Raw genomic sequence first — 20,073 nt, forward strand, 5'->3', positions numbered from 1 at the left:
CGTTCCGCGCCCCCGCCGTCGATCCCGGCCGGGACTCAGGCGAGAGGCCCGGGCCGTGACGTCATGGGGTTCAGCGGCGCCTGCCGCGCCGGATGCGGAGCTCCTCGAAACGGGGGACGTCCCCGTCGCGGACGCGCCGCCACGCCCTGGCGTGGAGGGCGGCCGCAGGCTCGATGGGCACGACCACCCCGAGCTGCGCGCTCTCTCCGCTGATCAGGTCGTACAGCGGGGCCTTCCACTGCTCGAACGGCAGGCGCGGCGTCCTGAGGTCGGTCCAGGCGCCCGGCAGGAACAGTGAACGCCCCGCCCTGACCCGGCTGGCCTCGACCACCAGCTCCGTCGCGGCCAGCTCGGTGCGGGCCGCCTTCAGCCGGGCGGGCTTCCAGCCGGTCCACCGGGCGACGTTCCTGTCGGTGGGGTCCGGCATCGCCAGCAGGATCAGGTAGAGCGTGGCCGCGTCCGCGCCGATGCCGTACTCGGCGACGGCCTCGGAGACCAGCTCGGGCGCCGAACGGGAGGGGTCCTGCGGCCACCAGGTGCCGTCGGCCGCCCGCTCCCCCGCGGCCGGGTCGCCCGGGTCGGCCAGGAGCGCCTCGAAACGTGTGTCCCTGGCGGCGCGCAGCGCCAGCTCGACCGGGAACGGCGCCCCGGCCTCCCCGGCGAGGGCCCGCAGGGCGGGCAGGTAGGGGTCCTCCCCCGAGGCGTCGAGCAGGGCCATCCTGATGCCCGGAGCGGGCTGGTTGTCGTGGGTGGCCATGATCACGGCGCCGTAGCGCTCCCACCCGTCCGCGACCTCGCTGGGGGTCCCCGCGACCTTCCTGAAGCCGGGCAGGTTGACGTAGCGGCCCAGGCTGAGCATCAGGTCGGGGTTGGCCAGCCGTTCCCTGACCGTGGCAAGCGCGGCGGGCAGCACGGCCCGCACCGGGTCTCCCGCGGGCAGCCGGTGGGCGAGCCAGGCCATCACGGCGACCACGCTGACGAGCGTGGACTCGGTGAAGCCCACGGTCCCCTCCTCGATCGGGGAGACCCGGTCGCGGTACACCCGCCAGCGCAGGTCTCCGCTCAGCTCGGGCGCGGAGGCGGGGTCGAGCAGCGCGGGAAGCGCGCGGCTCGGCTCCCAGGGGGTCCGCACCGCGCGGGAGGCCTCGGAGACGATCCACTCGGGGACGGCCACCCGCCTGCCGACCCTTTCGTTCCACACCCGCGCCGCCGCCGCGACGTCCGGGCCGTCCGTCCACAGCGTCGCGAGGTCGGCGGGCAGCAGCGCCGCGACGACCTGCCTGCGGACGGTGGCGTCCAGCTCGCGCAGCTCGTCCCTGGCGACGACGGCGTCGGCGGCCTTCAGCCCGAGCCCGGTCCTCACCGCCGACGGCAGGAAGCCCCGGTCGTGGCTGTCGACGTACGGCAGGCCGGCGACGACCAGTCTGGCCGTCGTCAGGGTGACACCGGTGAGGCGGGCGAACTCCTCCGCGGCCTCCGGCCGCCAGGGGGCGGGGCCGTGTTCGGCCCACAGGGCGAGCAGCCCGTCGATCCAGCCGTCCTCGCGGTCCTCACCGACCGGTGCCGAGAGGCGCGCGGTGTAGGGCGGCGGGACGTCGAAGCGGCCGGACGGGTCGTGGAAGAGCGCGGTGAAGTCGCAGCCGCCGTTGTCGAGGGAGTTGTTCTGGAAGGCGATGAAGGCCCCGTCCGGCAGGGGCAGCACTCCGCACCAGGTGCCCTCGCGCCGGTTACCGCCCTCGTCGACGAGCCACTTGTCGTCGAGGTGCAGTGACATGCGGCGCCAGACGGCGGGTTCGGCGGCGGAGCCGAGGCCGAGCGCGCCGATCTCACGGAGCAGGTCGTGCGTCGCCTCGGTGTGCCCGGGTTCGAAGGCGGCGGAGACGGCACGGTAGGCGACGGCGGCGCAGCGGTCGAGCAGGGGCTCCCATCTGAGGGAGGTCTCCGGCAGCCGCGGCCCGTCGAAGTGGAGGGCGACGCCCTGGACCGCGGCCGGGCCCTCCTCGGGGACCGTGTCGGCCGAGGCGGAACGCAGGACCCCGCCGATCGTCCTCAGCTGATGGAAGGAGTCGTGGGAGGCGTTGCCGTACCACCAGGGGCCGGAGACTCCCAGGCCGTTGAGGGCGCGGGCGAGCACCTGGTCGGGGGGGCCGGACGGTGCCCGGTCCTCGTGGCCGCCCGCCAGGGCGCGGTCGAGCCTGGTCGCCACGGCGTCCAGGGTGATCTGCTGGGTGGCGGCGAACCGGGCGACCCCGGCGATTCCCGCGATCAGCGCCTCGTCCCTGACCTGGGGCAGCAGTGCGCGGACCTGCGCGTGCAGTTCCTCCCGCACGGCCTGGGCCGGTTGTCCCTGCCGTTCGCACTCGGCGCAGACGGCGGCCTTCAGCAGGGCGACCGCGGTCTCGGTGTCGATCCGGCGCAGCGCGAGGGAGCCCTCGGGGTCGCGGGGACGCAGGCAGCGCCAGTAGCGCGGCGGCGGCAGCATCGCGGTGCCCTCGGCGAACATGCCGGGCTCCCGGCCCACGGTCACGGCCGCGACGACGACCCCTTCGGGATCGACGAGCTTGATCCTGGGGTAGCTCTCGACGAGGGCGCGCGGCCGGTCGTCCCCGGGGAAGGTCACGGCGCCCGAGAGGGTCTCCCGGTCGCCGGGCAGGGTGACGACGCGTCCCGCGAGGTCCTCTCCGCGCAGTCCTCCGCCGGGCAGACGGACCACCCGCCAGCCGAGCAGCCCGCCGACCGGGACGGCGACCGGGGTCGCCTCGGCCGAGGGGAGGGGCAGCAGCCAGCCGCCGTCGAACACGCTGCCGGGCGGGGCCGAGCGCACGGCGTCGGCGAGGAAGCCGGGAAGCCCGGGCCTGCCGTACGTCCCGCTGACCGGGTCGTACTCACGCCAGCCGTCGCCCTGCTGGTCGGGCACCCAGAAGGAGGCTCCGTCGCTGATCAGGTTGCTCCTGGCGGGCACGACGGTGTCTCCCTGGTGGATGACGCCCGCGCCCGTCGTCCGGCCGCCACCGGGCAACGGCAGGGTCACCAGATCGTTGCGCAGCGCCCATATCCCGGCCCGTCCCTGGAGGGTGCGCAGTGACCCGGCTGAGGAGTGCCAGTATCCGCGTAGCTGGTCGCCCGCGCCGTAGGCGTTCCAGTAGACCAGCAGTTCGCCGTCCACGTAGTGGAAGCCGGGGTCGCCGTAGACGTCGGCGGGCGGCCTGCGCAGGTCGTGGACGAGCACGGTGCCCTCGGTGCCGATGACCCTGGCCTGGGAGGGGCCGGAGACGACCAGGTGGGGCCAGGCGTCGGCGACCTCGATCTCGTCGAGGTCCTTCGGGCTGACGAGTGCGGCGATCGCCTCCTCCCAGGCGGGCCAGCCGAGTTCGTCGACGAGACCGCCGCGCAGGGTCCTGGCCAGTTCGGCGGCGAGGTCCGCCCGCGCGACCGCGGCGACCTCCTCCGCGGCCAGGACGAGGCCTTCGGCGGGCAGCCAGGTGAGCCTTCTGAGGGCGTCGGGCAGCTGCGGCAGGCCCATGGTGAACGAGCGGCCCGCGACCGCCCGCATCCAGCGGGCCAGCATCGGCCTGCCGCCCGGGGAGGCCGCGAGCACACGCACGGCCCGCCTGCCGTCCTCGTCGTCGCGGAACCGGTCGGCGGCCTGGTCGAAGGCCGCGGTGAAGCGAGGATCCGCGGCCAGGGCGAGCAGGTCGCGCTGTCCTTCGCCCCGCGCCCACGGTTCGAGCAGCAGGGCGGCGTCGTCTCCGGGGGCGGCGACCGGCACCCGCTGGGCCAGCAGCAGGTCGAGCAGGTCGACGTCGAGTTTGATCGTCAGGCTCTCGCCCGTCTCGGCCAGTTCGGCGCGCAGCCGTCCCGCGATCTGTTCCACCAGGTCGTACAGGCCCATCAGGCGCGGCTCCGCCTGCCAGCCCGGGCTCCAGAGCCGCTGGAAGCGCCTGAGCCAGCCCGCGGCGCCGTCGCTGGGCCGTTCCTGCGGGGTCACCTCCCCCTCGCCGAGGCCGGCGTCGGCCCCCGACTCCTTGAGGATCTCAAGCCAGAGGGCGGGCAGCTGCCGCTCGTCACCGCGGGGCATGAGGTTGAGCAGCGCCCCGCGCACGGAGGCGTCCCGAGCACCGAGGGCGACCAGGGCGGAGCGGTGTGCCTTCCACCAGCCGAGCGGAGCCCCGGCGGTCGCGGGCAGGCCGAGCAGTTCGGCGAGGTAGTCCTGCTCCTCGGCCTCGGCGTCCCTGCCCGCCGCCTTGGCCAGGCGCCGCAGGTCGCCCGCCATCTGGGTCGACGGTGCCAAACCGCCCGCCGTACGGCGCACGCACAGGCCGCGGAACCTGCGCAGCGCCTCCTGGGCGGGCACCCTGGCGGCCAGCTCCTTGGCGTATCCGGACAGCGCCTTGACCGGCAGCGCCCCGGCGAGCGCGAACTCCAGGAAGACCGCGTCGAGGCGTTCCTCGTCGACCGGCAGGCCGTGCTCGGCCTCGGCTCTGCGCGCCTGGCCGAACATCTGCGCCGCGTAGGTGACGCTCTCCGCGGCGAGGAAGGCCCGGCCCGCCTCCTCGAAGAAGGTGGGCAGGAAGTGCGGGACCGATCCGGCGAGCTGTGCGGCCAGACGCAGGTAGGCGCCGAGGGCGGCCTTCGGCTTCGTCCTTGCCTGTCTGGCGGTTCGTTCGAGCTCGGGCACGACGGCGAGCGCGTGGTGGCCGTCGCGGGGGTGGTGCACCAGCACCCACTCGGGGAAGCCGAGTGAGCGCCGCAGGCCGACCCCGACCACGACCGGCTCACCCGCGGCCTCAAGCCCGAGGAAGCCCGCAGCGGCGTCCTCCGCGACCCCCAGGTCCTCGGTGACCAGGCGGACGACCACCCGGCCGTCGAGCCCCGGGTGCCGGTAGGGGCGCGCGGTGAGCGCGACCGCCCGTTCGTCGCCGCCGTCGGCCCCCGGGAGGAGGACGGCTCCGGCGTCGAGCAGCTCGTGTGCCCCGTCTCCCGTCGCCGTCGCGGCGCCCTCAGTCGGCATGTCCCCGTTCACGCGTCTCTTCCTTCCTCGACCGTCCGCCCCGCGTAGAGGGCCGCCGCCATCCGCATCCCCTCCGACCAGGCGACCGGGCCGACCTCGCGCTCCGACAGTCTCCTGCCGTCGTGGCCCTGCCAGGTCAGGCCGCCCGTCTCCGTCTCGCCGTCCCAGTAGGGTTCGCCGATCCACACCGACGCCTCGGTGACGCCCCCGGCGTCGCGCGCCGCGCAGGTGACGTAGCCGCCGGAGACCCGGTAGCCCAGCGAGGCCGCCCTGGCCGCGAGGCCGAACCGGGAGTCGAAGCCGCCGCCGGAGAACTCCGTCACCTCGGCGACCCGGTCGGCGGGCTCGGCGGGCCTGGACCAGGTCGCCCGGTGGATCTGCTCGACGCGCTGGACGATGCCCAGCTCCGCGGCGAACTCCCTCAGCTCGTCGAGGTCGGGCAGCAGGACGGGGTGCGGCAGGGTGACCGTCAGCGGCGACAGCCGTACGGTCTCGCCGTCGAGGTTGACCACCCGCAGCTCGCCCGTGGCGGTGACGTCGCGCAGGAAGCCCGCCTCCTCCGGGTCGTCGCCGACCACCACGAGGTCGCGCAGCACCGACTGCCAGGCCTCGTCGGGCCAGACCGCGGCCACCAGGCCGGTGGGGACGGGAAGGGAGGAGACCATCCAGGTGTCGGCCTGTGCCAGGCAGGCGGCGGCGTGCCGGTCGAGCCACTCGGTGAGACGGCGCAGCCGCTCCGCCTCGGGGTGCTCGCGCACCTGCTTCGGCAGCGACTTCAGCTGCCTTCCCGCAGCCTTTCCGGAGGTGGACCTCGCCACCACCCGGCCCTCCACGAGGGCGACCTCGTACCCGTCGCCCGCCGACAGCCAGCCCAACGCTCCCCACCTCTCGACACGACACGAATCCGCCCTCAGGGATCGGTACCTGTGACGGTGATGCGCGGAACGCTAATGCCCCGCACCGACAATCCCGTACTCGACGGCCTGCCACGTCGGCCGTACGCCCCGGTTTCCGGTGTGGAACGCGCCGGGGCCCGTGCCCGCGCGTGCGCCGCGCGGGGTCCTTGTCCGTCCCCTGTCAGGAGTGCCGGGCGTCCGGCCTCCGGCCCCCGGGCACGAAGGGCCGGGGGCGGTCGCGGTTCAGGGGGTCACCGCTGCCGAAGCCGCCCGTCACCGGCGTGCGGGAGGCGGCGTCCGGCCGGACGGCCCGGTTTCCCGCGCCGTCGTCCCCCGAGATGCCGAACATCGAAACCAACCGGATCGTCCTGGTCACCGGACTCCCCCATGCGCCCCGTCTCCCTGTTTCCGTCCACCACAAACCGGCTCAACACCTAAAATAACCATTTATCGAGACTTAGTAAATAAAAGACATTTCTGTCATACATAGTTTGTTTCACGCGCTTACCCGAAGTGACACGGATCCCTACCTCTCGGGCGCCGTCACGGCCGGTATCCGGCCGGCCCCGGGCGACCACGGCCACTACCGCCAGGCGAAACACATTCACATACGGTCGCCACCGGCCGAAATCGTGCCCAATTACCTTTGACCGGAAATCGTCGGCGCCCGATGAACACCGCCCTGACTTTCCGATATGGCGGACGGTGAGGAGCCGGTCAAAACCCGTGACCGTCACCGATGGCGGGGTGGCGAAACCGCTCTGTGAAACTCCGCCCTTGAGCGACAGCCGAACGGCCGACGGCGAGCCGGTTCGGGCGAAGCCACCGCTCGCGCCGGCGAAGCTTGGGCGAAGGCGTCACCGGCCTGGCGGCGGACGAAGGTCCAGGATCATGTCGAACGACCGCGCGCCGTTCCTCCCGGTGAAGGAGCCGACCAGCCGGAAGCCGTGCTTCTCGTAGTAACGAATGGCACGTGGGTTGTCGGCGAGAACGCCGCCGAACAGGATGATTCTCTTCCTGCCGAAACGCTGTGCGACATCCACGACGAGAGGGAAGATCCGCGTCCCCACCCCCCTCCCCTGGTAGTCGTCGGCCAGGCTGAGGCCGAAGCGACAGTCCGTCGCCTCCAGGTGGATGTCGGCCTCCCTATAGCGGGCGATGTCCGCCGGATGGAGATCGAGACTGAATTCGACGAGGCCGACGATCCTGCCGGACGACACGTCCTCAAGCACCAGCCTGAGCTTGTCGTAACGCGCGATCGCGTCACACAGCTTCCGGGCAGCCCCGAGGTCGTACCCGTCGAAGGGACTCAGTCGCCGCGATTCGGCGGACAGTTCCTCAAGGAGGCCTGCAAGACGCTCCGCGTCGGCGTGCACGAGGGGCCGGAAGACGACCTCCGAACCGTCGTTCAGGTTCAGGCGACGCGTCAGGACAAGCGGGTCTTCGGCGACCGCCGCCAATGTGAGCACCTCAGCAACCCCTTCCCGCCCAATCCCCGGTGGCGTGAACCTACTGATCACCGACCTCCGGTGACAACGCGCGGTGTTCGATGTCACAGGACGCCGTGTGCGGAACACGGCAGGCATCCGGCCAGGAGGGCCCTGGTACTCGGCGCGTTCGCACCTCCGCCCTCACCGTCGCGCGCCCCGCCCGCGCACTGAGCCTCGCGGCGATCTTCCACGGCACATAATGAGCCCATGTGGCACTTGTCCCTGCCCGAGGAGTTCCTGCTCCTCGCGCACCAGGAGTCCGGCAGGGTGCGTGACTCCGAGCAGGTGGCCTACGGCTGCGCCGCCGCTGAGCTCGGCGAACTCGCGCTGCGCCGCAGGCTGCGGGTACGCGTCCGCAAGTCCGAACTGTTCGGTTTCGAGGTCTACCGCCTCAGCGGCACGATCGAGCTGCTGGACGTCGGCCGCACCGGTCTCGGCTGGGCCGACGACCTGCTGGACGCGCTGCAGTCCGGCTCGGGGATGCACAAGTGGCTGCGCCATCGCCGCCGCGCGGCTCTCACCCTGCACCGCGACGCGCTGATCGAGCTGGGCCTGCTACGCCACCGGCCCGGCAGGTTCCTGGCCGGAGAACGTCACCATCCTGATCCGTCGGCCCGTGGCTCGCTCATCGCCCGATTACGCGCCGTCTACGACCAGCGGGCCCCGCTTGACGAGCGTCTGCTGTTCCTGAGCGACCTCGTGGACGGCGCGGGGCTCGCCGGGGAGCTCGGCCTCAGACTGAGCTGGCAGCAACGCAAGGACCGCGCCCGCGGTGTCGGGGCCGTGCTGGCCTTCGCCGAGGACCTGCGTGACACCAGCACCGTGCTGGGCGGCGCCATACCGAGCCCGCGCAGCGGAGGCGGCGGTTGAGGCGGTGACGGCGGCGGCGAGGCCGGTCTGCCGCCGTAAAGAAAGCCTCTCTCCAGACCGGAAGGCGACAGTGCGCCCTGCGCATAGACCGGTGCGCCCGCAGCCAATGACGCATCAGCGCGGAACATGAGTGAATTGCCCCGGACGTTCAACGTGCCAGACGGGGAAAGCGCGGGCCGTGGAATTACCTCCTTGCGATTCTCCGCGCCGGCGAGAAAAGGGGGCTCTCATGTTTCGGCCTAATCGCAAGATCGGAATCGCCTTGTCCACGGCGGCGCTGGTGACCGGCGTCGCCGCTGTTCAGGCGAACGCGACCGCCGCCCGGGAGCGGATCACTCCGGCGTCCGCAGCTGCCGCCGGAGGTACGGCACCGGCCTGCGTCGGCCGGGAGGTGCACGAGAACATCAAAGTGGCCCGGGTCGCAAACGGCTGTGGCAGAACGATGAAGGTGAGGATCACCATCGACAATGGCCCCGACGACTCCTGCCACTCCCTGAAAAACGGCCAGGCTCTTACCTTCCGCTGGAACCTGGGCTCCTATGACCGCACCGTGACCTGCTAGCCATGGCCTCCCCGCGCGGGCCTGCCGCGCATCCTGCCGCCGTGCTGGACGCCGGGCCGCCGGGCGATGACCGGCCTGGCGTGGGCCCGGAACCCTCATTCACCTGTTCCGCAAGGCGACCTACGCGACTCGCCGGTTTCCGTTCGGCCGTTTCGCACCCCGCCAAAGGATGGAAGGGCCGCGACGCCGGGACGGGTCCCGGCGTCACCCTGGCGTCACCTGGCGTCACCTGGCGTCACCTGGCGTCACAGCCTCCGGCGACCCGCTCTCAGGCCGGCTGCCGTACCTGCTCGGCGAGCCTGGCCAGGCTCTCGTCGAGCGCGCGCTCGACGTACTCGCCGGGTGGCGGGTGCTCCTCCTCGAAGAACGACAGGTGTACGGTCACCTCGCTCTCCTGAGGGGAGATGCCGGCCACCTGCAGCCAGCCCGCGTAGCTGTCGTCGTCGCGGGTGCCCCACTCCATCCGGAGCTGGTCACGCTCCGCCTGGAACAGGCCTCGGGCGTCGCGCCCCGTCTCGTCCTCGTGCACCGTGACGGCGGGCAGGTCGTCCGGCCGTACGTGCAGGTCCCTGGGCAGCCAGCGGTCGATACTGTCCAGGTCGCTCGCCCGGTCGAAGACCTGTTCCGCGGAGGCGGAGATCCTGCGGGAGCGCTCATGCTCACTCATCGTGTTCACCTTCCTCTCTGCCGACACCTGATCCGTGTCCCGAATGTCGGGTTCTAACCGCCCAACCGCACCCGAAAAGAGAGTAGGTTAGCCTTACCTTTGTTTCGCCCCGGGACCGTCTCCGGCGGCACACGCAGAGGAAGGCACAGCCGATGATCGACCCGTTCCGCTTCTTCCACGTACAGGTGAGCGGGCTGCGACGGCTCAGCCCCTCCTTCCTGCGGGTCACCTTCACCGGCGACGACCTCGACCTGTTCGCGGACAACGGGTTCGACCAGCGCATCAAACTCGTCCTCCCCCACGAAGGGCCTCGCGAGAAGGCCCGTGGAGAGCAACGCTTCACCCATCTGCCGACCGGCTCCGACTGGTACGCCCGCTGGCGCGCCCTGCCCGCCGGACTGCGCAACCCCTTCCGCACCTACACCGTCAGAGCCGTACGGCACGGCCTCCGCGAGGTCGACCTCGACATCGTCATGCATGAGGCCGCGCACGCGACGGCGCACGCAGCCGCGCGCGAGGCCACGCATGGAACCGGGAGGCTCACCCCGACCTGCGCCCCCGGCCCCGTCGCCCGCTGGGCCCGTGCCGTACGGCCCGGCGACGAGGCCGTGCTGCTCGGGCCGGACGCCCGGCACGGGGGCGAGCCGACGGGGATAGAGTTCCGCCTGCCCGAGGGGGACGGGCCGATACTGCTGGCCGGTGACGAGACCGCCGTTCCCGCCGTCGCCTCGATCCTCGAACGCCTGCCCCGCGACCGGCGCGGCGAGGTCCTGCTCGAGGTGCCGTGCGCGGCGGACGTCCTCGACCTCGACGCGCCGGAGGGGGTGGCCGTCACATGGCTGCCGCGCGACGGCGCCGGGCACGGCGACCTGCTGGTGCCCGCCGTACGGGCCGCCGCCGACCGGCTGCTGCCCACCCCTGGCCGACCGGCCGCCCCGCAGGGTCTTCCCGAGGTCGACGTGGACAGCGAGATCCTGTGGGAGGTGCCGCCGGAGGGGCGGGAGGCCGGTTCGGTGTACGCGTGGCTGGCCGGTGAGGCGGCTGTGATCAGGACGCTCCGCCGCCACCTGGTCGCCGAGCGCGGCCTCGACCGGCGCTCTGTCGCCTTCATGGGCTACTGGCGGGCGGGCCGCGCCGAGTCCGTCTGAGCGCCGGTCCCGATCAGGCCCTCCCCGCCAACCGGCACGCGAGACAGTCGCGATGGCCGGTCATGGGGTCCTTCACCCGCCAGTCCCGCCGCCCGGCGGGCCGGGGGCCGCTCGGCTTGCCCCAGCCCGCCAGGTGCAACGCCCAGGTGACCAGGCCGGCGCAGAGGATCACTCCGGCGCCGAGCCAGAGGCCGGGCGCCCATCCGGCGCACATGGCCAGGCCCACCGCGGAGAAGCCGGCCAGGCCGATGACACATCCGGTCCATCCCGCGACGGTGTGTCCCAGATCGACGTCACCGTGCACACCGCTCATTGCCTCTCCTCGGCGAACGTAGAATACTTATCTCACGTAATAATTATCTTAGATGCTAAGGAGAATGCCTGTGGAGGGCAAGCCGCGGCCCGAGGCGACGGCGGAGCGGGCCCTGGCCGGGATGGACGGCCTCATCGCGCTCAGCCTCGTCGGCCAGCAGCACATCGCCCAGCGTCTCGGGCTGAACACGACGGACCTGACCTGCCTGGGCCACATCATGGGGACCGGGCGACAGCCGATCAGCGCGGGCGAGCTGGCCGAGCGGGCCGGCCTCACCACCGGTGCCGTCACCGGCGTGCTGAACCGCCTCGAACAGGCCGGATACGCCCGCAGGCAGGCCGATCCCGCCGACCGGCGCCGGGTGCTGGTCGTCGCCGACACCTCGGCCGCCGCCCGTGTCGCCGCCGTCTACGAGCCCTTCTACCGGCGGCTCTCCGACCTGTTCGCCGACTACACGCCCGACGAGATCGGCGTACTGGCCGACTGGTTCACCCGCGCTACGGCCCTCATGCGGACCTCCCTTGAGGAGATCGGACGGGAGCCGTCCCCCTGAGCCCGTGACCCCGGAGGCCTCGGAAGACCCCGGCATGCCCTTCGCACCGGCGGCCCCGTGTCACGGCCGTCGTCGAGGACCACCGACCAGGGGAACCTCCCGCCCGGCCTGAGCCGCGAGGGCCTTGAGGAGGTCATCGGGGACCAAGGCCCCTACCCCGCACGGCCACAAGCGACTAGCTTCGGAGCATGATTCGCGTGTTTCTCGTGGACGATCACGAGGTGGTACGGCGGGGCGTCGCGGCCCTGCTGGAGTCCGAGGACGACATCGAGGTCGTCGGGGAGGCGGGAACCGCGGAGTCGGCGATCGCCCGCATCCCGGCGTTGCGGCCGGACGTCGCGGTGCTGGACGTGCGGCTCCCCGACGGCAGCGGCATCGACGTGTGCCGGGAGGTCCGCTCGGCGACGCCGGGGGTGGCCTGCCTGATGCTGACCTCCTTCGCCGACGACGACGCCCTGTTCACGGCGGTGATGGCGGGGGCGTCCGGATACGTGCTCAAGCAGATCCACGGCTCCGACCTGATCGGCGCGGTACGGACGGTGGCCTCCGGCCAGTCGCTGCTCGACCCGCAGACCACCGCCAGCATGCTCGCCCGGCTGCGCGACCAGGCGACCCGCAAGGACCCGGTCGAGGCGCTGTCGGAGCAGGAGCGCCACATCCTGGAGCTGATCGGCGAGGGCCTGACGAACCGGCAGATCGGCGAGCGGATGTTCCTGGCCGAGAAGACGGTGAAGAACTACGTGTCCAACCTGCTGTCCAAGCTCAACATGCAGCGCCGTACCCAGGTGGCCGCGCTGGCGGCGCGGATGAAGACGGACCGCGACCGGTGAGAGCGCTCCCGCGCTCTCCTGGCCTCACGCCCCCACGCGGGCGCCGGTGACCCGGCGGCGGAAGACCCAGTAGGTCCACCCCTGGTAGAACAGGACGAGTGGGGTGAAGATCACCGCGACCCAGGTCATCACCGTCAGCGTGTAGGGCGTCGAGGCCGCGTCGCGCACGTTCAGGCTGTTGGCCGGGTCGAGCGCGGGCATCACGTTGGGCCACAGGCTGCCGAACAGCGTGACGGTGACCGCGATGATCGCCACCGCGCTGGCCGTGAACGCCCAGCCGTCCCGGCCGCGCAGCGTCGCCAGGAGCGCGCCCGCGATCGCCGCGGCGGCCACCGCGACGGTGACCCAGGTGGCGGCCTTGCCCACGGTGAGCTGGGTGGCCAGCAGGAAGGCGCCGCCCACCAGGAGCGCGCCGACGGCCAGTCTCCCGGCCAGGGCGGCCGAGCGGGCCCGTAGGTCGCCGCCGGTGCGCAGGGTCAGGAACACGGCGCCGTGCAGGGTGAACAGGGTGAGCGTCGCCAGGCCGCCCAGCAGGGCGTACGGGTTGAGCAGGGTGAGCAGCGAACCGGTGTACTCGTGGTCGGCGTCCAGCGGGACGCCCCTGACGACGTTGGCGAACGCCACGCCCCACAGGAAGGCCGGCAGCAGGGAGCCGAGGAACATGGCCCGGTCCCAGCTCCGCGGGCTGTCGCTCTTGCCGCGGTACTCGATGGCCACGCCACGCAGGATCAGCGCGACCAGGATGAGGAAGAGCGGCAGGTAGAAGCCGGAGAACAGGGTGGCGTACCACTCGGGGAAGGCGGCGAAGGTCGCGCCTCCCGCGACGATCAGCCAGACCTCGTTGCCGTCCCAGACCGGCCCGATCGTGGCCAGGATCGACCTGCGGTCGTCGTCATCCACACCGAGGACCGGCAGCAGGACACCGACCCCGAAGTCAAAGCCCTCCAGGACGAAGTAACCGGTCCACAACAGGGCGATGAGCAGGAACCAGACGGTCGTGAGCTCCATGAACGTTCCTTGGTCAGTAGGACAGGACGGGCGCCTCGCCCGTGCTCTCCGGTTCCGGTTCGTCCTCCGGGCCGCGCCGGACGAACTTCATCAGCAGCGCGACCTCGATCACCGCGAGCACCCCGTAGAGCAGGGTGAACCCGCTGAGGGTGATCGCGGCCTCGGTGACGCCGACACCGGGTGAGACCGAGTCGGCGGTGCGCATCCGCCCGAAGACGGTCCACGGCTGGCGGCCCATCTCCGTGAAGATCCACCCCAGCGAGTTGGCGAGCAGCGGCAGGCCGATCCCCCAGACCGCGGCCCAGTACGGCCAGCGGCTCCTGGGCAGCCGGTTCCCTCTGATGAGCCACAGACCGGCCAGCGCGACCAGGGCGGCCAGCACGCCGAACCCGATCATCAGACGGAAGGACCAGTAGGTGAGGCCGATGATGGGCCGGTAGTCACCGGGGCCGTACTTCAGCTGGTAGCGGGCCTGGATGTCGTTGATGCCCTCGACCCGTCCGTGCAGGGTGTCGGTCGCCAGCAGGCTCAGGCCGTACGGGATCTGGATGTTGATGTGGTTCCGGCCGTTGCGGACGTCGCCGACGGCGAAGATCGAGAAGCCCGCGGAGGTCTCGTCGTCCCACAGCGCCTCGGCCGCGGCCATCTTCATCGGCTGCTGCCTGGTCATGATCTGCGCCTGCAGGTGGCCGCTGATCACGACGCCCAGCGCCGCGGCCAGGGTGACGACCATCCCGAGGCGGGCGGCGGGGCGGAACAGGTCCACGTGCCTCTTCTTGAGGAGCTGCCAGGCGCTCACCCCGACGACGAACATCCCGGCCGAGACGAACGCGCCGAAGATGACGTGTGGAAAGGTGATCAGGTTCGTGGAGTTGGTGAGCACCGCCCAGATGTCGACGAGTTCGGCGCGGCCGGACTTCGGGTTGAGCCTGAAGCCGACCGGGTGCTGCATCCACGAATTCGCAGCAAGGATGAAATATCCGGAAATGGTGGTGCCAATCGCCGCCGCCCAGATCGTCGCCAGGTGCAGTCCGGGGGACAGCCTGTCCCATCCGAAGATCCACAGGCCCAGGAAGGTGGATTCGAGAAAGAAGGCGATCAGGCCCTCCATCGCCAGCGGGGCGCCGAACACGTCACCGACGAAACGGGAGTAGTCACTCCAGTTCATTCCGAACTGGAACTCCTGCACGATGCCGGTCACCACCCCCATCGCGAAGTTGATCAGGAAGAGCTTCCCGAAGAACTTCGTCAGCCGCAGGTAGGCGGGCTTCCTCGTGCGGTACCACGCCGTCTGCAGACCGGCCACGACGGCGGACAGGCCGATCGTCAGCGGGACGAAGAAGAAGTGGTAGACCGTCGTTATCCCGAACTGCCAGCGCGACAGGTCCAAGACGTCCATGGGTGGTGCTCCGTCTCACAGATGCCGTCCCGGGACCCGGGAGACCCGCCGCGGAACTGCGGGCCTCCCTTAAAAGGACTTATGTTCTGACCATTACCCCTCAGGCCTTGGCCCGTACCACGGCCACCGGGCAGGAGGCGTGGTGCAGGACCCCGTGGCTGACCGATCCCAGTACGGCCGAGCCGAACCCGCCCAGCCCCCGTGACCCGACGACCACCAGGTCGGCGGCCTTGGAGGCCTCGCCGAGGGCGAACACGGGGTGCTCGAACAGCACCGTCTGCTCGACCTCGACCTCCGGGTGCCGCTCCCGCCACGGCGCCAGGATCTCGGTGGCGAGCCGTTCCTCGGTGCCGGAGATGTCCTCGATCAGCGGTGTGTAGGCGACGGAGCCGACCGCCATGACGGGCAGCTGCCAGGCGTGCAGGGCACGCAGCCCGGCGCCGCGGCGGGCGGCCTCCCCGAAGGCGTACTCCAGTGCGGCCTCGGACTCGGGCGAGCCGTCGAACCCGACGACGACTCCGCCGTGCCCTCCGTGTTCCTCGCCCCTGACGACCACGACGGGGACCGCCACGTGCCCGGCCAGCGAGAGTGAGACGGAGCCGAGCAGCAGCCCGGCGAACCCGCCCCGGCCCCGGCTGCCGATCACGATCTGCTCGGCGTCCTCCGCCTCCCGCCGCAGGACCTCGACGGGCCTGCCCGTCTCAAGGGAGGTGGTGACGTCGACGCCGGGGGCGCGCCCGCGCGCGAGGCTCGCGGCGGTCTCCAGCACTCCCCTCGCCTCCTCCGTCAGGGACTCCTCAAGCTCCCTCGGGGTCCCGCGCCGCCAGTCCTCGCGCACGTGGACGATCCGCAGCGCGCCGCCGCGCCGTACCGCGTCCTCTGCCGCCCACCCGACCGCGGCCTCCGCCGAGGGTGAACCGTCGGTCCCCACCACCACATGTGCCGTCATCCCGGCCTCCTGTCACGTCTGTCCTCATCCGATCACCGTCCCGCCCCGGGACTCACCGGCCGAAGGTCCCCTTCGGCCGGGACCTGTGTCCCCTTCCTGGGCGGGACGAACCATCCGGGCGCCCGTGGAGGACACTGCGGGCACGACCGATACGGCGGGTACGGCCCGCCCCGGCTGGGCATATTCAGGGGATCGCCCGCCGGGGTTTCCGCGGGGAGACGAACCGTGGAGACCGGGGGCCCGCGCACACGGATTCGGGGGACGCGCATGAATCTCACAGCCGGAGTCACCGCCGCCGCGGCGGGCATCACCGCCCTGGACACCGTCGGCTACCTGGACATGGTCGTGCGCGGCCGTCCCGCGAGCGACGTCCCGGCCGAGGCCGCGGACGAGCTGGCGGGACGGGCCGGGATCGACCTGGGGCACGGCGAGGAGGGCGACAGCAGGCGTACGGGCCTGGGAGCGCTGCTGGGCTACACCGCCGGTCTCGGGGTCGGCGTGCTGTACGGCCTGCTCCCCGGCGGACGGCGCCCGGCGCTGCCGCTGGCCGCGCTCGGGTTGTCACTGGCCGCGATGGCCGCGAGCGACATCCCTCTCGCGGCGGCCGGGGTGACCGACCCGCGGCGCTGGGACGCGGCCTCGTGGGTTTCCGACCTCCTGCCGCATCTCGCCTACGGGCTGACGACGGCCGTGGTCTACGACCGGCTCACCCGCCCTGGCCGCCGAAGGGGAAGGCGCTGACGAGGACGGGAATAGCCGGGAACCGCACCCTGTTCCCGTAGTTGAAACTTCAACCAAGAGGGAGGGCGGCGAGGATCATGCAGTTCGGAATCTTCACCGTCGGAGACGTCACGACCGACCCGACCACGGGCAGGACGCCCACCGAGCACGAGCGGATCAAGGCCACGGTCGCCATCGCGCTCAAGGCCGAGGAGGTCGGGCTGGACGTCTTCGCGACCGGAGAACACCACAACCCGCCCTTCGTGCCGTCGTCGCCGACGACCCTGCTCGGTTACATCGCCGCCAGGACCGACAGGCTCATCCTCTCCACGGCCACGACGCTGATCACCACGAACGACCCGGTCAAGATCGCCGAGGACTTCGCGACGCTGCAGCACCTGGCGGACGGGCGGGTCGACCTGATGCTCGGCCGGGGCAACACCGGCCCGGTCTACCCGTGGTTCGGCAAGGACATCCGCCAGGGCATCCCGCTGGCCATCGAGAACTACGCGCTGCTGCACCGGCTGTGGCACGAGGACGTCGTGGACTGGCAGGGCCGCTTCCGCACCCCGCTGCAGTCCTTCACCGCGACGCCCAGGCCGCTGGACGGCGTGCCGCCGTTCGTCTGGCACGGCTCGATCCGCAGCCCCGAGATCGCCGAGCAGGCCGCCTACTACGGCGACGGCTTCTTCGCCAACAACATCTTCTGGCCTCGTGAACACTTCCAGCGCCTGGTCGAGCTGTACCGGGAGCGCTTCGCCCACTACGGGCACGGCACCCCGGAGCAGGCGATCGTCGGGCTCGGCGGCCAGGTGTTCATGCGCCGCAACTCCCAGGACGCGGTGCGCGAGTTCCGGCCCTACTTCGACAACGCGCCCGTGTACGGCCACGGCCCCTCACTTGAGGAGTTCACCGAGCAGACCCCGCTCACGGTCGGCAGCCCGCAGGAGGTCATCGACAGGACCCTGACCTTCAGGGAGAGCTTCGGCGACTACCAGCGCCAGCTGTTCCTGATGGACCACGCGGGCCTGCCGCTGAAGACCGTGCTGGAGCAGCTCGACATCCTGGGCGAGGAGGTCGTGCCCGTGCTGCGCAGGGAGTTCGCCGCCGGACGGCCCGAAGGGGTGCCCGACGGCCCGACCCACGCCGCCCTCGTCGCCGCGGAGCGGGAGCGCGACACCGCCGAGGCCCGATAGAAGCCGTACGGAACACGAGAAGGAGAGAACGTTGACAGCCCTGAAGCTCGTCGCCGTCTCGGCGGGTCTCGGCAAGCCGTCCTCGACGCGCCTGCTGGCCGACCGGCTGACCGAGGCGACCAGGAAGCACCTCGAACCGGAGCGCCAGGTCGAGGTGCGCGTGATCGAGCTGCGCGACCTGGCGAGGGACATCGCCAACAACATGGTCACCGGCTTCCCGTCCCCCGCGCTGGACGAGGCGATCGAGGCCGTGACCGGGGCGGGCGGCGTCATCGCCGTGACGCCGATCTTCACGGCCTCCTACAGCGGGCTCTTCAAGTCGTTCTTCGACGTGATCGACCACACCGCGCTCGCGGGCAAGCCGGTGCTCGTCGGGGCGACCGGAGGTACGGCACGGCACTCCCTGGCCCTTGAGCACGCCCTGCGCCCGATGTTCGCCTACCTGCGCGCGGTCGTCGCGCCGACGGCCGTCTACGCGGCCTCGGAGGACTGGGGCACGAGCGCGGGCTCGCAGGGGGAGGATCTGGCCACCCGTGTCACGAGGGCGGCCGGGGAACTGGCGGGCCTGATGCGGCACGGGCAGGCGACGACCGGCGCCGGGGAGGCGGTGCCGTTCGAGGAGCGGCTGGCGGCCCTGCGCCTGTGACGGGAGGCCCTCACAGCGGGATGTTGCCGTGGTGGCCGCGCTCCCCCGGAGCCCCGGCCAGCGCCTCGGCGACGCGGCGGCGGGTCGTGCGCGGGTCGATCACCTCGTCCACCACGCCGAGGTCGATCGCCCTGCGCACACCGCCCGCGTCCCGCTCGTGCTCCTCCACGAGCCTGGCCCGCAGCTCCGCGCGTTCCTCCTGCGGCGCCGCCGCCAGCCGCCTGCGGTGCAGGACCCCGACGGCGGCCTCCGCGCCCATGACCGCGACCTCGGCGTCCGGCCAGGCGAAGACCCGGGTCGCGCCGAGCGCGCGGGAGTTCATCGCGATGTAGGCGCCGCCGTACGACTTGCGCAGGACGACCGTCACCCGGGGGACCCGGGCCTCGGCGAAGGCGTGCAGAAGCTTGGCCCCGCGCCTGACCACCCCGTCCCACTCCTGGGCGACGCCCGGCAGGTAACCGGGGACGTCGGCCAGCACGACCAGCGGAACCCCCAGTGCGTCGCACATCCTCACGAACCTGGCGGCCTTCTCCGCGGAAAGGGCGTCCAGGCAGCCGCCCTTGCGCAGCGGGTTGTTGGCCACCACACCGACGGAGCGCCCGGCGAGACGGCCGAGCCCGACGACGACGTTCGGCGCCCAGCGGGGCTGGAACTCCTCGAACCGCTCGCCCTCGTCCAGCAGGACGCGCACCAGCGGCCGGACGTCGTAGGCCTGCCGGGGAGAGGGGGGCAGCAGCGCCGCGGGGTCGCGGCCCTCGTCCAGGTCGTCGAGGTCGTAGTCTCCCTGGACACCGAGGACGAGCGCGATCCGCCGGGCGCGCAGGAGGGCGTCCTCCTCCCCGGCGGCGACCACGTGCACCACCCCCGAGCGGCGGCCGTGGGCGTCGGCGCCGCCGAGCCGCTCCATGTCGATGTCCTCACCGGTCACGCTGCGGACCACGTCGGGGCCGGTCACGAAGACTCGGCCCTGCTCGGACATGACGATCACGTCGGTGAGCGCGGGCCCGTAGGCCGCCGCCCCCGCCGCCGGGCCGAGGACCACGGAGATCTGCGGCACCAGCCCCGAGGCGCGGGTATTGGCGGCGAAGACCAGCCCCGCGCCGTGCAGCGACTCGACCCCGTCGCCCAGTCTCGCTCCCCCGCAGTGCCACAGGCCGATGATCGGGACGCGCAGCCGTACGGCCTCGTCGACCGCCGCCACGATGTGCCGTGCCCCGGCGATGCCCAGGGCCCCTCCCATGACCGTGGCGTCCGTGCAGAACGCGACCACCGGATGCCCGCCGGCCAGCCCCCTGACCGCGAGCACGCCGCTGCGGTCCTCCGGGTGCAGCGGGGTGACCGATCCCGGGTCGAGCAGCCGGGCGAGCCTGTCCCCCGGGTGCCTGGAATCGCGGCCGATCTCCCCCGGTGCCGCCGCGACAACCGTCATGAAGCGCTCCCGTGTCTTCTCTTTTAACCGCCGATGCTTATTGGCACGCTAGGCGCGGCATCACGGGAACGTCCAATCACGATTCTTAATGAGTAACGACAAAGGAAGCCTTATGGCAGGTCAGAGGCCCAAAAAACCCTCAATCCCGCTTGACTTTGTAGGGAAATGCGTGCGACCTTCGTAGCGTGAACAGGGAAATAACCGCGACCGACCATCCGTGCCGGGACGTACGGCGGGCCGACCGGGCCTGTCGCTGAGTCCCACCGGGTTCCGCCCACGTAACACCGCCGCCCGCCGGAAGAGACCGAACGGGGAGAATCCTTTCCCCCACGGCTGTGCGATCTCACCGAATTCTTGCCGACGCGCCTTTTAATTGCGACGTCCGC

General features: G+C 71.8%; 18 protein-coding genes. 8 read left to right on the forward strand and 10 right to left on the reverse strand.

Going from position 1 to position 20,073, the window contains the following annotated elements:
- Positions 1 to 70: 70 nt before the first annotated feature.
- The 4 genes from ABZ470_RS40240 to ABZ470_RS40255 form a co-directional block, all read right to left on the reverse strand.
- Positions 71 to 5,023 carry a DNA-binding protein gene (locus tag ABZ470_RS40240; RefSeq protein WP_362918358.1) on the reverse strand — a complete coding sequence of 1,651 codons (4,953 nt, stop codon included), beginning with the start codon at positions 5,021 to 5,023 and terminating at the stop codon, positions 71 to 73.
- A complete protein-coding gene (locus ABZ470_RS40245; protein WP_362918360.1) occupies positions 5,020 to 5,886 on the reverse strand; it encodes a DUF4132 domain-containing protein in 867 nt (288 codons plus the stop codon). The genes ABZ470_RS40240 and ABZ470_RS40245 overlap by 4 nt, the downstream gene beginning before the upstream one ends.
- Positions 5,887 to 6,088: 202 nt before the next feature.
- Complete coding sequence (locus ABZ470_RS40250) at positions 6,089 to 6,283, reverse strand: hypothetical protein (RefSeq protein ID WP_362771951.1); 195 nt, start codon at positions 6,281 to 6,283, stop codon at positions 6,089 to 6,091.
- Between the two features lie 481 nt (positions 6,284 to 6,764).
- Positions 6,765 to 7,367: a GNAT family N-acetyltransferase gene (locus tag ABZ470_RS40255; protein WP_362918362.1), complete on the reverse strand. Its 603-nt coding sequence runs from the start codon at positions 7,365 to 7,367 to the stop codon at positions 6,765 to 6,767.
- A 237-nt stretch (positions 7,368 to 7,604) separates the two neighbouring features.
- Between ABZ470_RS40255 and ABZ470_RS40260 the strand changes: the two genes are divergently transcribed.
- Together ABZ470_RS40260 and ABZ470_RS40265 are read left to right on the forward strand one after the other, a co-directional pair.
- The gene (locus ABZ470_RS40260) at positions 7,605 to 8,267 is read left to right on the forward strand and encodes a GPP34 family phosphoprotein (protein WP_362918364.1); all 663 of its coding nucleotides are present in this window, start codon (positions 7,605 to 7,607) and stop codon (positions 8,265 to 8,267) included.
- Positions 8,268 to 8,496: 229 nt separating this feature from the next.
- Positions 8,497 to 8,829 (forward strand): hypothetical protein, encoded by a 333-nt coding sequence (locus tag ABZ470_RS40265; RefSeq protein ID WP_362918366.1) that lies wholly within the window; start codon positions 8,497 to 8,499, stop codon positions 8,827 to 8,829.
- A 268-nt stretch (positions 8,830 to 9,097) separates the two neighbouring features.
- Here ABZ470_RS40265 and ABZ470_RS40270 read toward each other — a convergent pair whose 3' ends face one another.
- A complete protein-coding gene (locus ABZ470_RS40270) occupies positions 9,098 to 9,496 on the reverse strand; it encodes an SRPBCC family protein (RefSeq protein ID WP_352015776.1) in 399 nt (132 codons plus the stop codon).
- A gap of 152 nt (positions 9,497 to 9,648) precedes the next feature.
- Here ABZ470_RS40270 and ABZ470_RS40275 point away from each other — a divergent pair, with 152 nt between their 5' ends.
- Positions 9,649 to 10,644: a siderophore-interacting protein gene (locus tag ABZ470_RS40275; protein ID WP_362918368.1), complete on the forward strand. Its 996-nt coding sequence runs from the start codon at positions 9,649 to 9,651 to the stop codon at positions 10,642 to 10,644.
- A gap of 13 nt (positions 10,645 to 10,657) precedes the next feature.
- Here ABZ470_RS40275 and ABZ470_RS40280 read toward each other — a convergent pair whose 3' ends face one another.
- The gene (locus ABZ470_RS40280; protein ID WP_362918370.1) at positions 10,658 to 10,957 is read right to left on the reverse strand and encodes an HGxxPAAW family protein; all 300 of its coding nucleotides are present in this window, start codon (positions 10,955 to 10,957) and stop codon (positions 10,658 to 10,660) included.
- Between the two features lie 70 nt (positions 10,958 to 11,027).
- On the opposite strand from ABZ470_RS40280, the gene ABZ470_RS40285 reads away from it, so the two are divergent.
- Both ABZ470_RS40285 and ABZ470_RS40290 read left to right on the forward strand, forming a co-directional pair.
- Positions 11,028 to 11,510 (forward strand): MarR family transcriptional regulator, encoded by a 483-nt coding sequence (locus ABZ470_RS40285; protein WP_362918372.1) that lies wholly within the window; start codon positions 11,028 to 11,030, stop codon positions 11,508 to 11,510.
- A 188-nt stretch (positions 11,511 to 11,698) separates the two neighbouring features.
- A complete protein-coding gene (locus ABZ470_RS40290; RefSeq protein ID WP_352015780.1) occupies positions 11,699 to 12,340 on the forward strand; it encodes a response regulator transcription factor in 642 nt (213 codons plus the stop codon).
- Between the two features lie 24 nt (positions 12,341 to 12,364).
- Here ABZ470_RS40290 and cydB read toward each other — a convergent pair whose 3' ends face one another.
- From cydB to ABZ470_RS40305, 3 genes are all read right to left on the reverse strand, one after another.
- Positions 12,365 to 13,348 carry a cytochrome d ubiquinol oxidase subunit II gene (cydB, locus tag ABZ470_RS40295; protein ID WP_362918374.1) on the reverse strand — a complete coding sequence of 328 codons (984 nt, stop codon included), beginning with the start codon at positions 13,346 to 13,348 and terminating at the stop codon, positions 12,365 to 12,367.
- Positions 13,349 to 13,361: 13 nt separating this feature from the next.
- Complete coding sequence (locus ABZ470_RS40300; protein WP_362918376.1) at positions 13,362 to 14,747, reverse strand: cytochrome ubiquinol oxidase subunit I; 1,386 nt, start codon at positions 14,745 to 14,747, stop codon at positions 13,362 to 13,364.
- A 100-nt stretch (positions 14,748 to 14,847) separates the two neighbouring features.
- A complete protein-coding gene (locus ABZ470_RS40305) occupies positions 14,848 to 15,696 on the reverse strand; it encodes a universal stress protein (RefSeq protein WP_362918378.1) in 849 nt (282 codons plus the stop codon).
- A 267-nt stretch (positions 15,697 to 15,963) separates the two neighbouring features.
- Between ABZ470_RS40305 and ABZ470_RS40310 the strand changes: the two genes are divergently transcribed.
- The 3 genes from ABZ470_RS40310 to ABZ470_RS40320 all read left to right on the forward strand — a co-directional run bounded on the left by ABZ470_RS40310 (position 15,964) and on the right by ABZ470_RS40320 (position 18,258).
- Positions 15,964 to 16,437 carry a hypothetical protein gene (locus ABZ470_RS40310; RefSeq protein WP_362771932.1) on the forward strand — a complete coding sequence of 158 codons (474 nt, stop codon included), beginning with the start codon at positions 15,964 to 15,966 and terminating at the stop codon, positions 16,435 to 16,437.
- 77 nt (positions 16,438 to 16,514) lie between these two features.
- Positions 16,515 to 17,612 (forward strand): LLM class flavin-dependent oxidoreductase, encoded by a 1,098-nt coding sequence (locus tag ABZ470_RS40315; protein ID WP_362918380.1) that lies wholly within the window; start codon positions 16,515 to 16,517, stop codon positions 17,610 to 17,612.
- A gap of 31 nt (positions 17,613 to 17,643) precedes the next feature.
- A complete protein-coding gene (locus tag ABZ470_RS40320) occupies positions 17,644 to 18,258 on the forward strand; it encodes an FMN reductase (RefSeq protein ID WP_362918382.1) in 615 nt (204 codons plus the stop codon).
- 10 nt (positions 18,259 to 18,268) lie between these two features.
- On the opposite strand, the gene ABZ470_RS40325 is transcribed toward ABZ470_RS40320, so the two are convergent.
- On the reverse strand, positions 18,269 to 19,687 hold the full coding sequence (locus tag ABZ470_RS40325) for a carboxyl transferase domain-containing protein (RefSeq protein ID WP_362918384.1): 1,419 nt from the start codon (positions 19,685 to 19,687) through the stop codon (positions 18,269 to 18,271).
- Positions 19,688 to 20,073 lie beyond the last annotated feature (386 nt).

This window comes from Streptosporangium sp. NPDC020072 (assembly GCF_040631445.1).
Lineage (GTDB): Bacteria > Actinomycetota > Actinomycetes > Streptosporangiales > Streptosporangiaceae > Streptosporangium.

What these genes read in the sequence shown, in the direction of transcription:
- ABZ470_RS40265 (WP_362918366.1), top strand. Translation starts at nt 8,497, where the DNA reads ATGTTTCGGCCTAATCGCAAGATCGGAATCGCCTTGTCCACGGCGGCG.
- ABZ470_RS40315 (WP_362918380.1), top strand. Translation starts at nt 16,515, where the DNA reads ATGCAGTTCGGAATCTTCACCGTCGGAGACGTCACGACCGACCCGACC.
- ABZ470_RS40305 (WP_362918378.1), bottom strand. Translation starts at nt 15,696, where the DNA reads ATGACGGCACATGTGGTGGTGGGGACCGACGGTTCACCCTCGGCGGAG.
- ABZ470_RS40280 (WP_362918370.1), bottom strand. Translation starts at nt 10,957, where the DNA reads ATGAGCGGTGTGCACGGTGACGTCGATCTGGGACACACCGTCGCGGGA.
- ABZ470_RS40310 (WP_362771932.1), top strand. Translation starts at nt 15,964, where the DNA reads ATGAATCTCACAGCCGGAGTCACCGCCGCCGCGGCGGGCATCACCGCC.
- ABZ470_RS40275 (WP_362918368.1), top strand. Translation starts at nt 9,649, where the DNA reads ATGATCGACCCGTTCCGCTTCTTCCACGTACAGGTGAGCGGGCTGCGA.
- ABZ470_RS40300 (WP_362918376.1), bottom strand. Translation starts at nt 14,747, where the DNA reads ATGGACGTCTTGGACCTGTCGCGCTGGCAGTTCGGGATAACGACGGTC.
- cydB (WP_362918374.1), bottom strand. Translation starts at nt 13,348, where the DNA reads ATGGAGCTCACGACCGTCTGGTTCCTGCTCATCGCCCTGTTGTGGACC.
- ABZ470_RS40290 (WP_352015780.1), top strand. Translation starts at nt 11,699, where the DNA reads ATGATTCGCGTGTTTCTCGTGGACGATCACGAGGTGGTACGGCGGGGC.
- ABZ470_RS40325 (WP_362918384.1), bottom strand. Translation starts at nt 19,687, where the DNA reads ATGACGGTTGTCGCGGCGGCACCGGGGGAGATCGGCCGCGATTCCAGG.
- ABZ470_RS40270 (WP_352015776.1), bottom strand. Translation starts at nt 9,496, where the DNA reads ATGAGTGAGCATGAGCGCTCCCGCAGGATCTCCGCCTCCGCGGAACAG.
- ABZ470_RS40260 (WP_362918364.1), top strand. Translation starts at nt 7,605, where the DNA reads ATGTGGCACTTGTCCCTGCCCGAGGAGTTCCTGCTCCTCGCGCACCAG.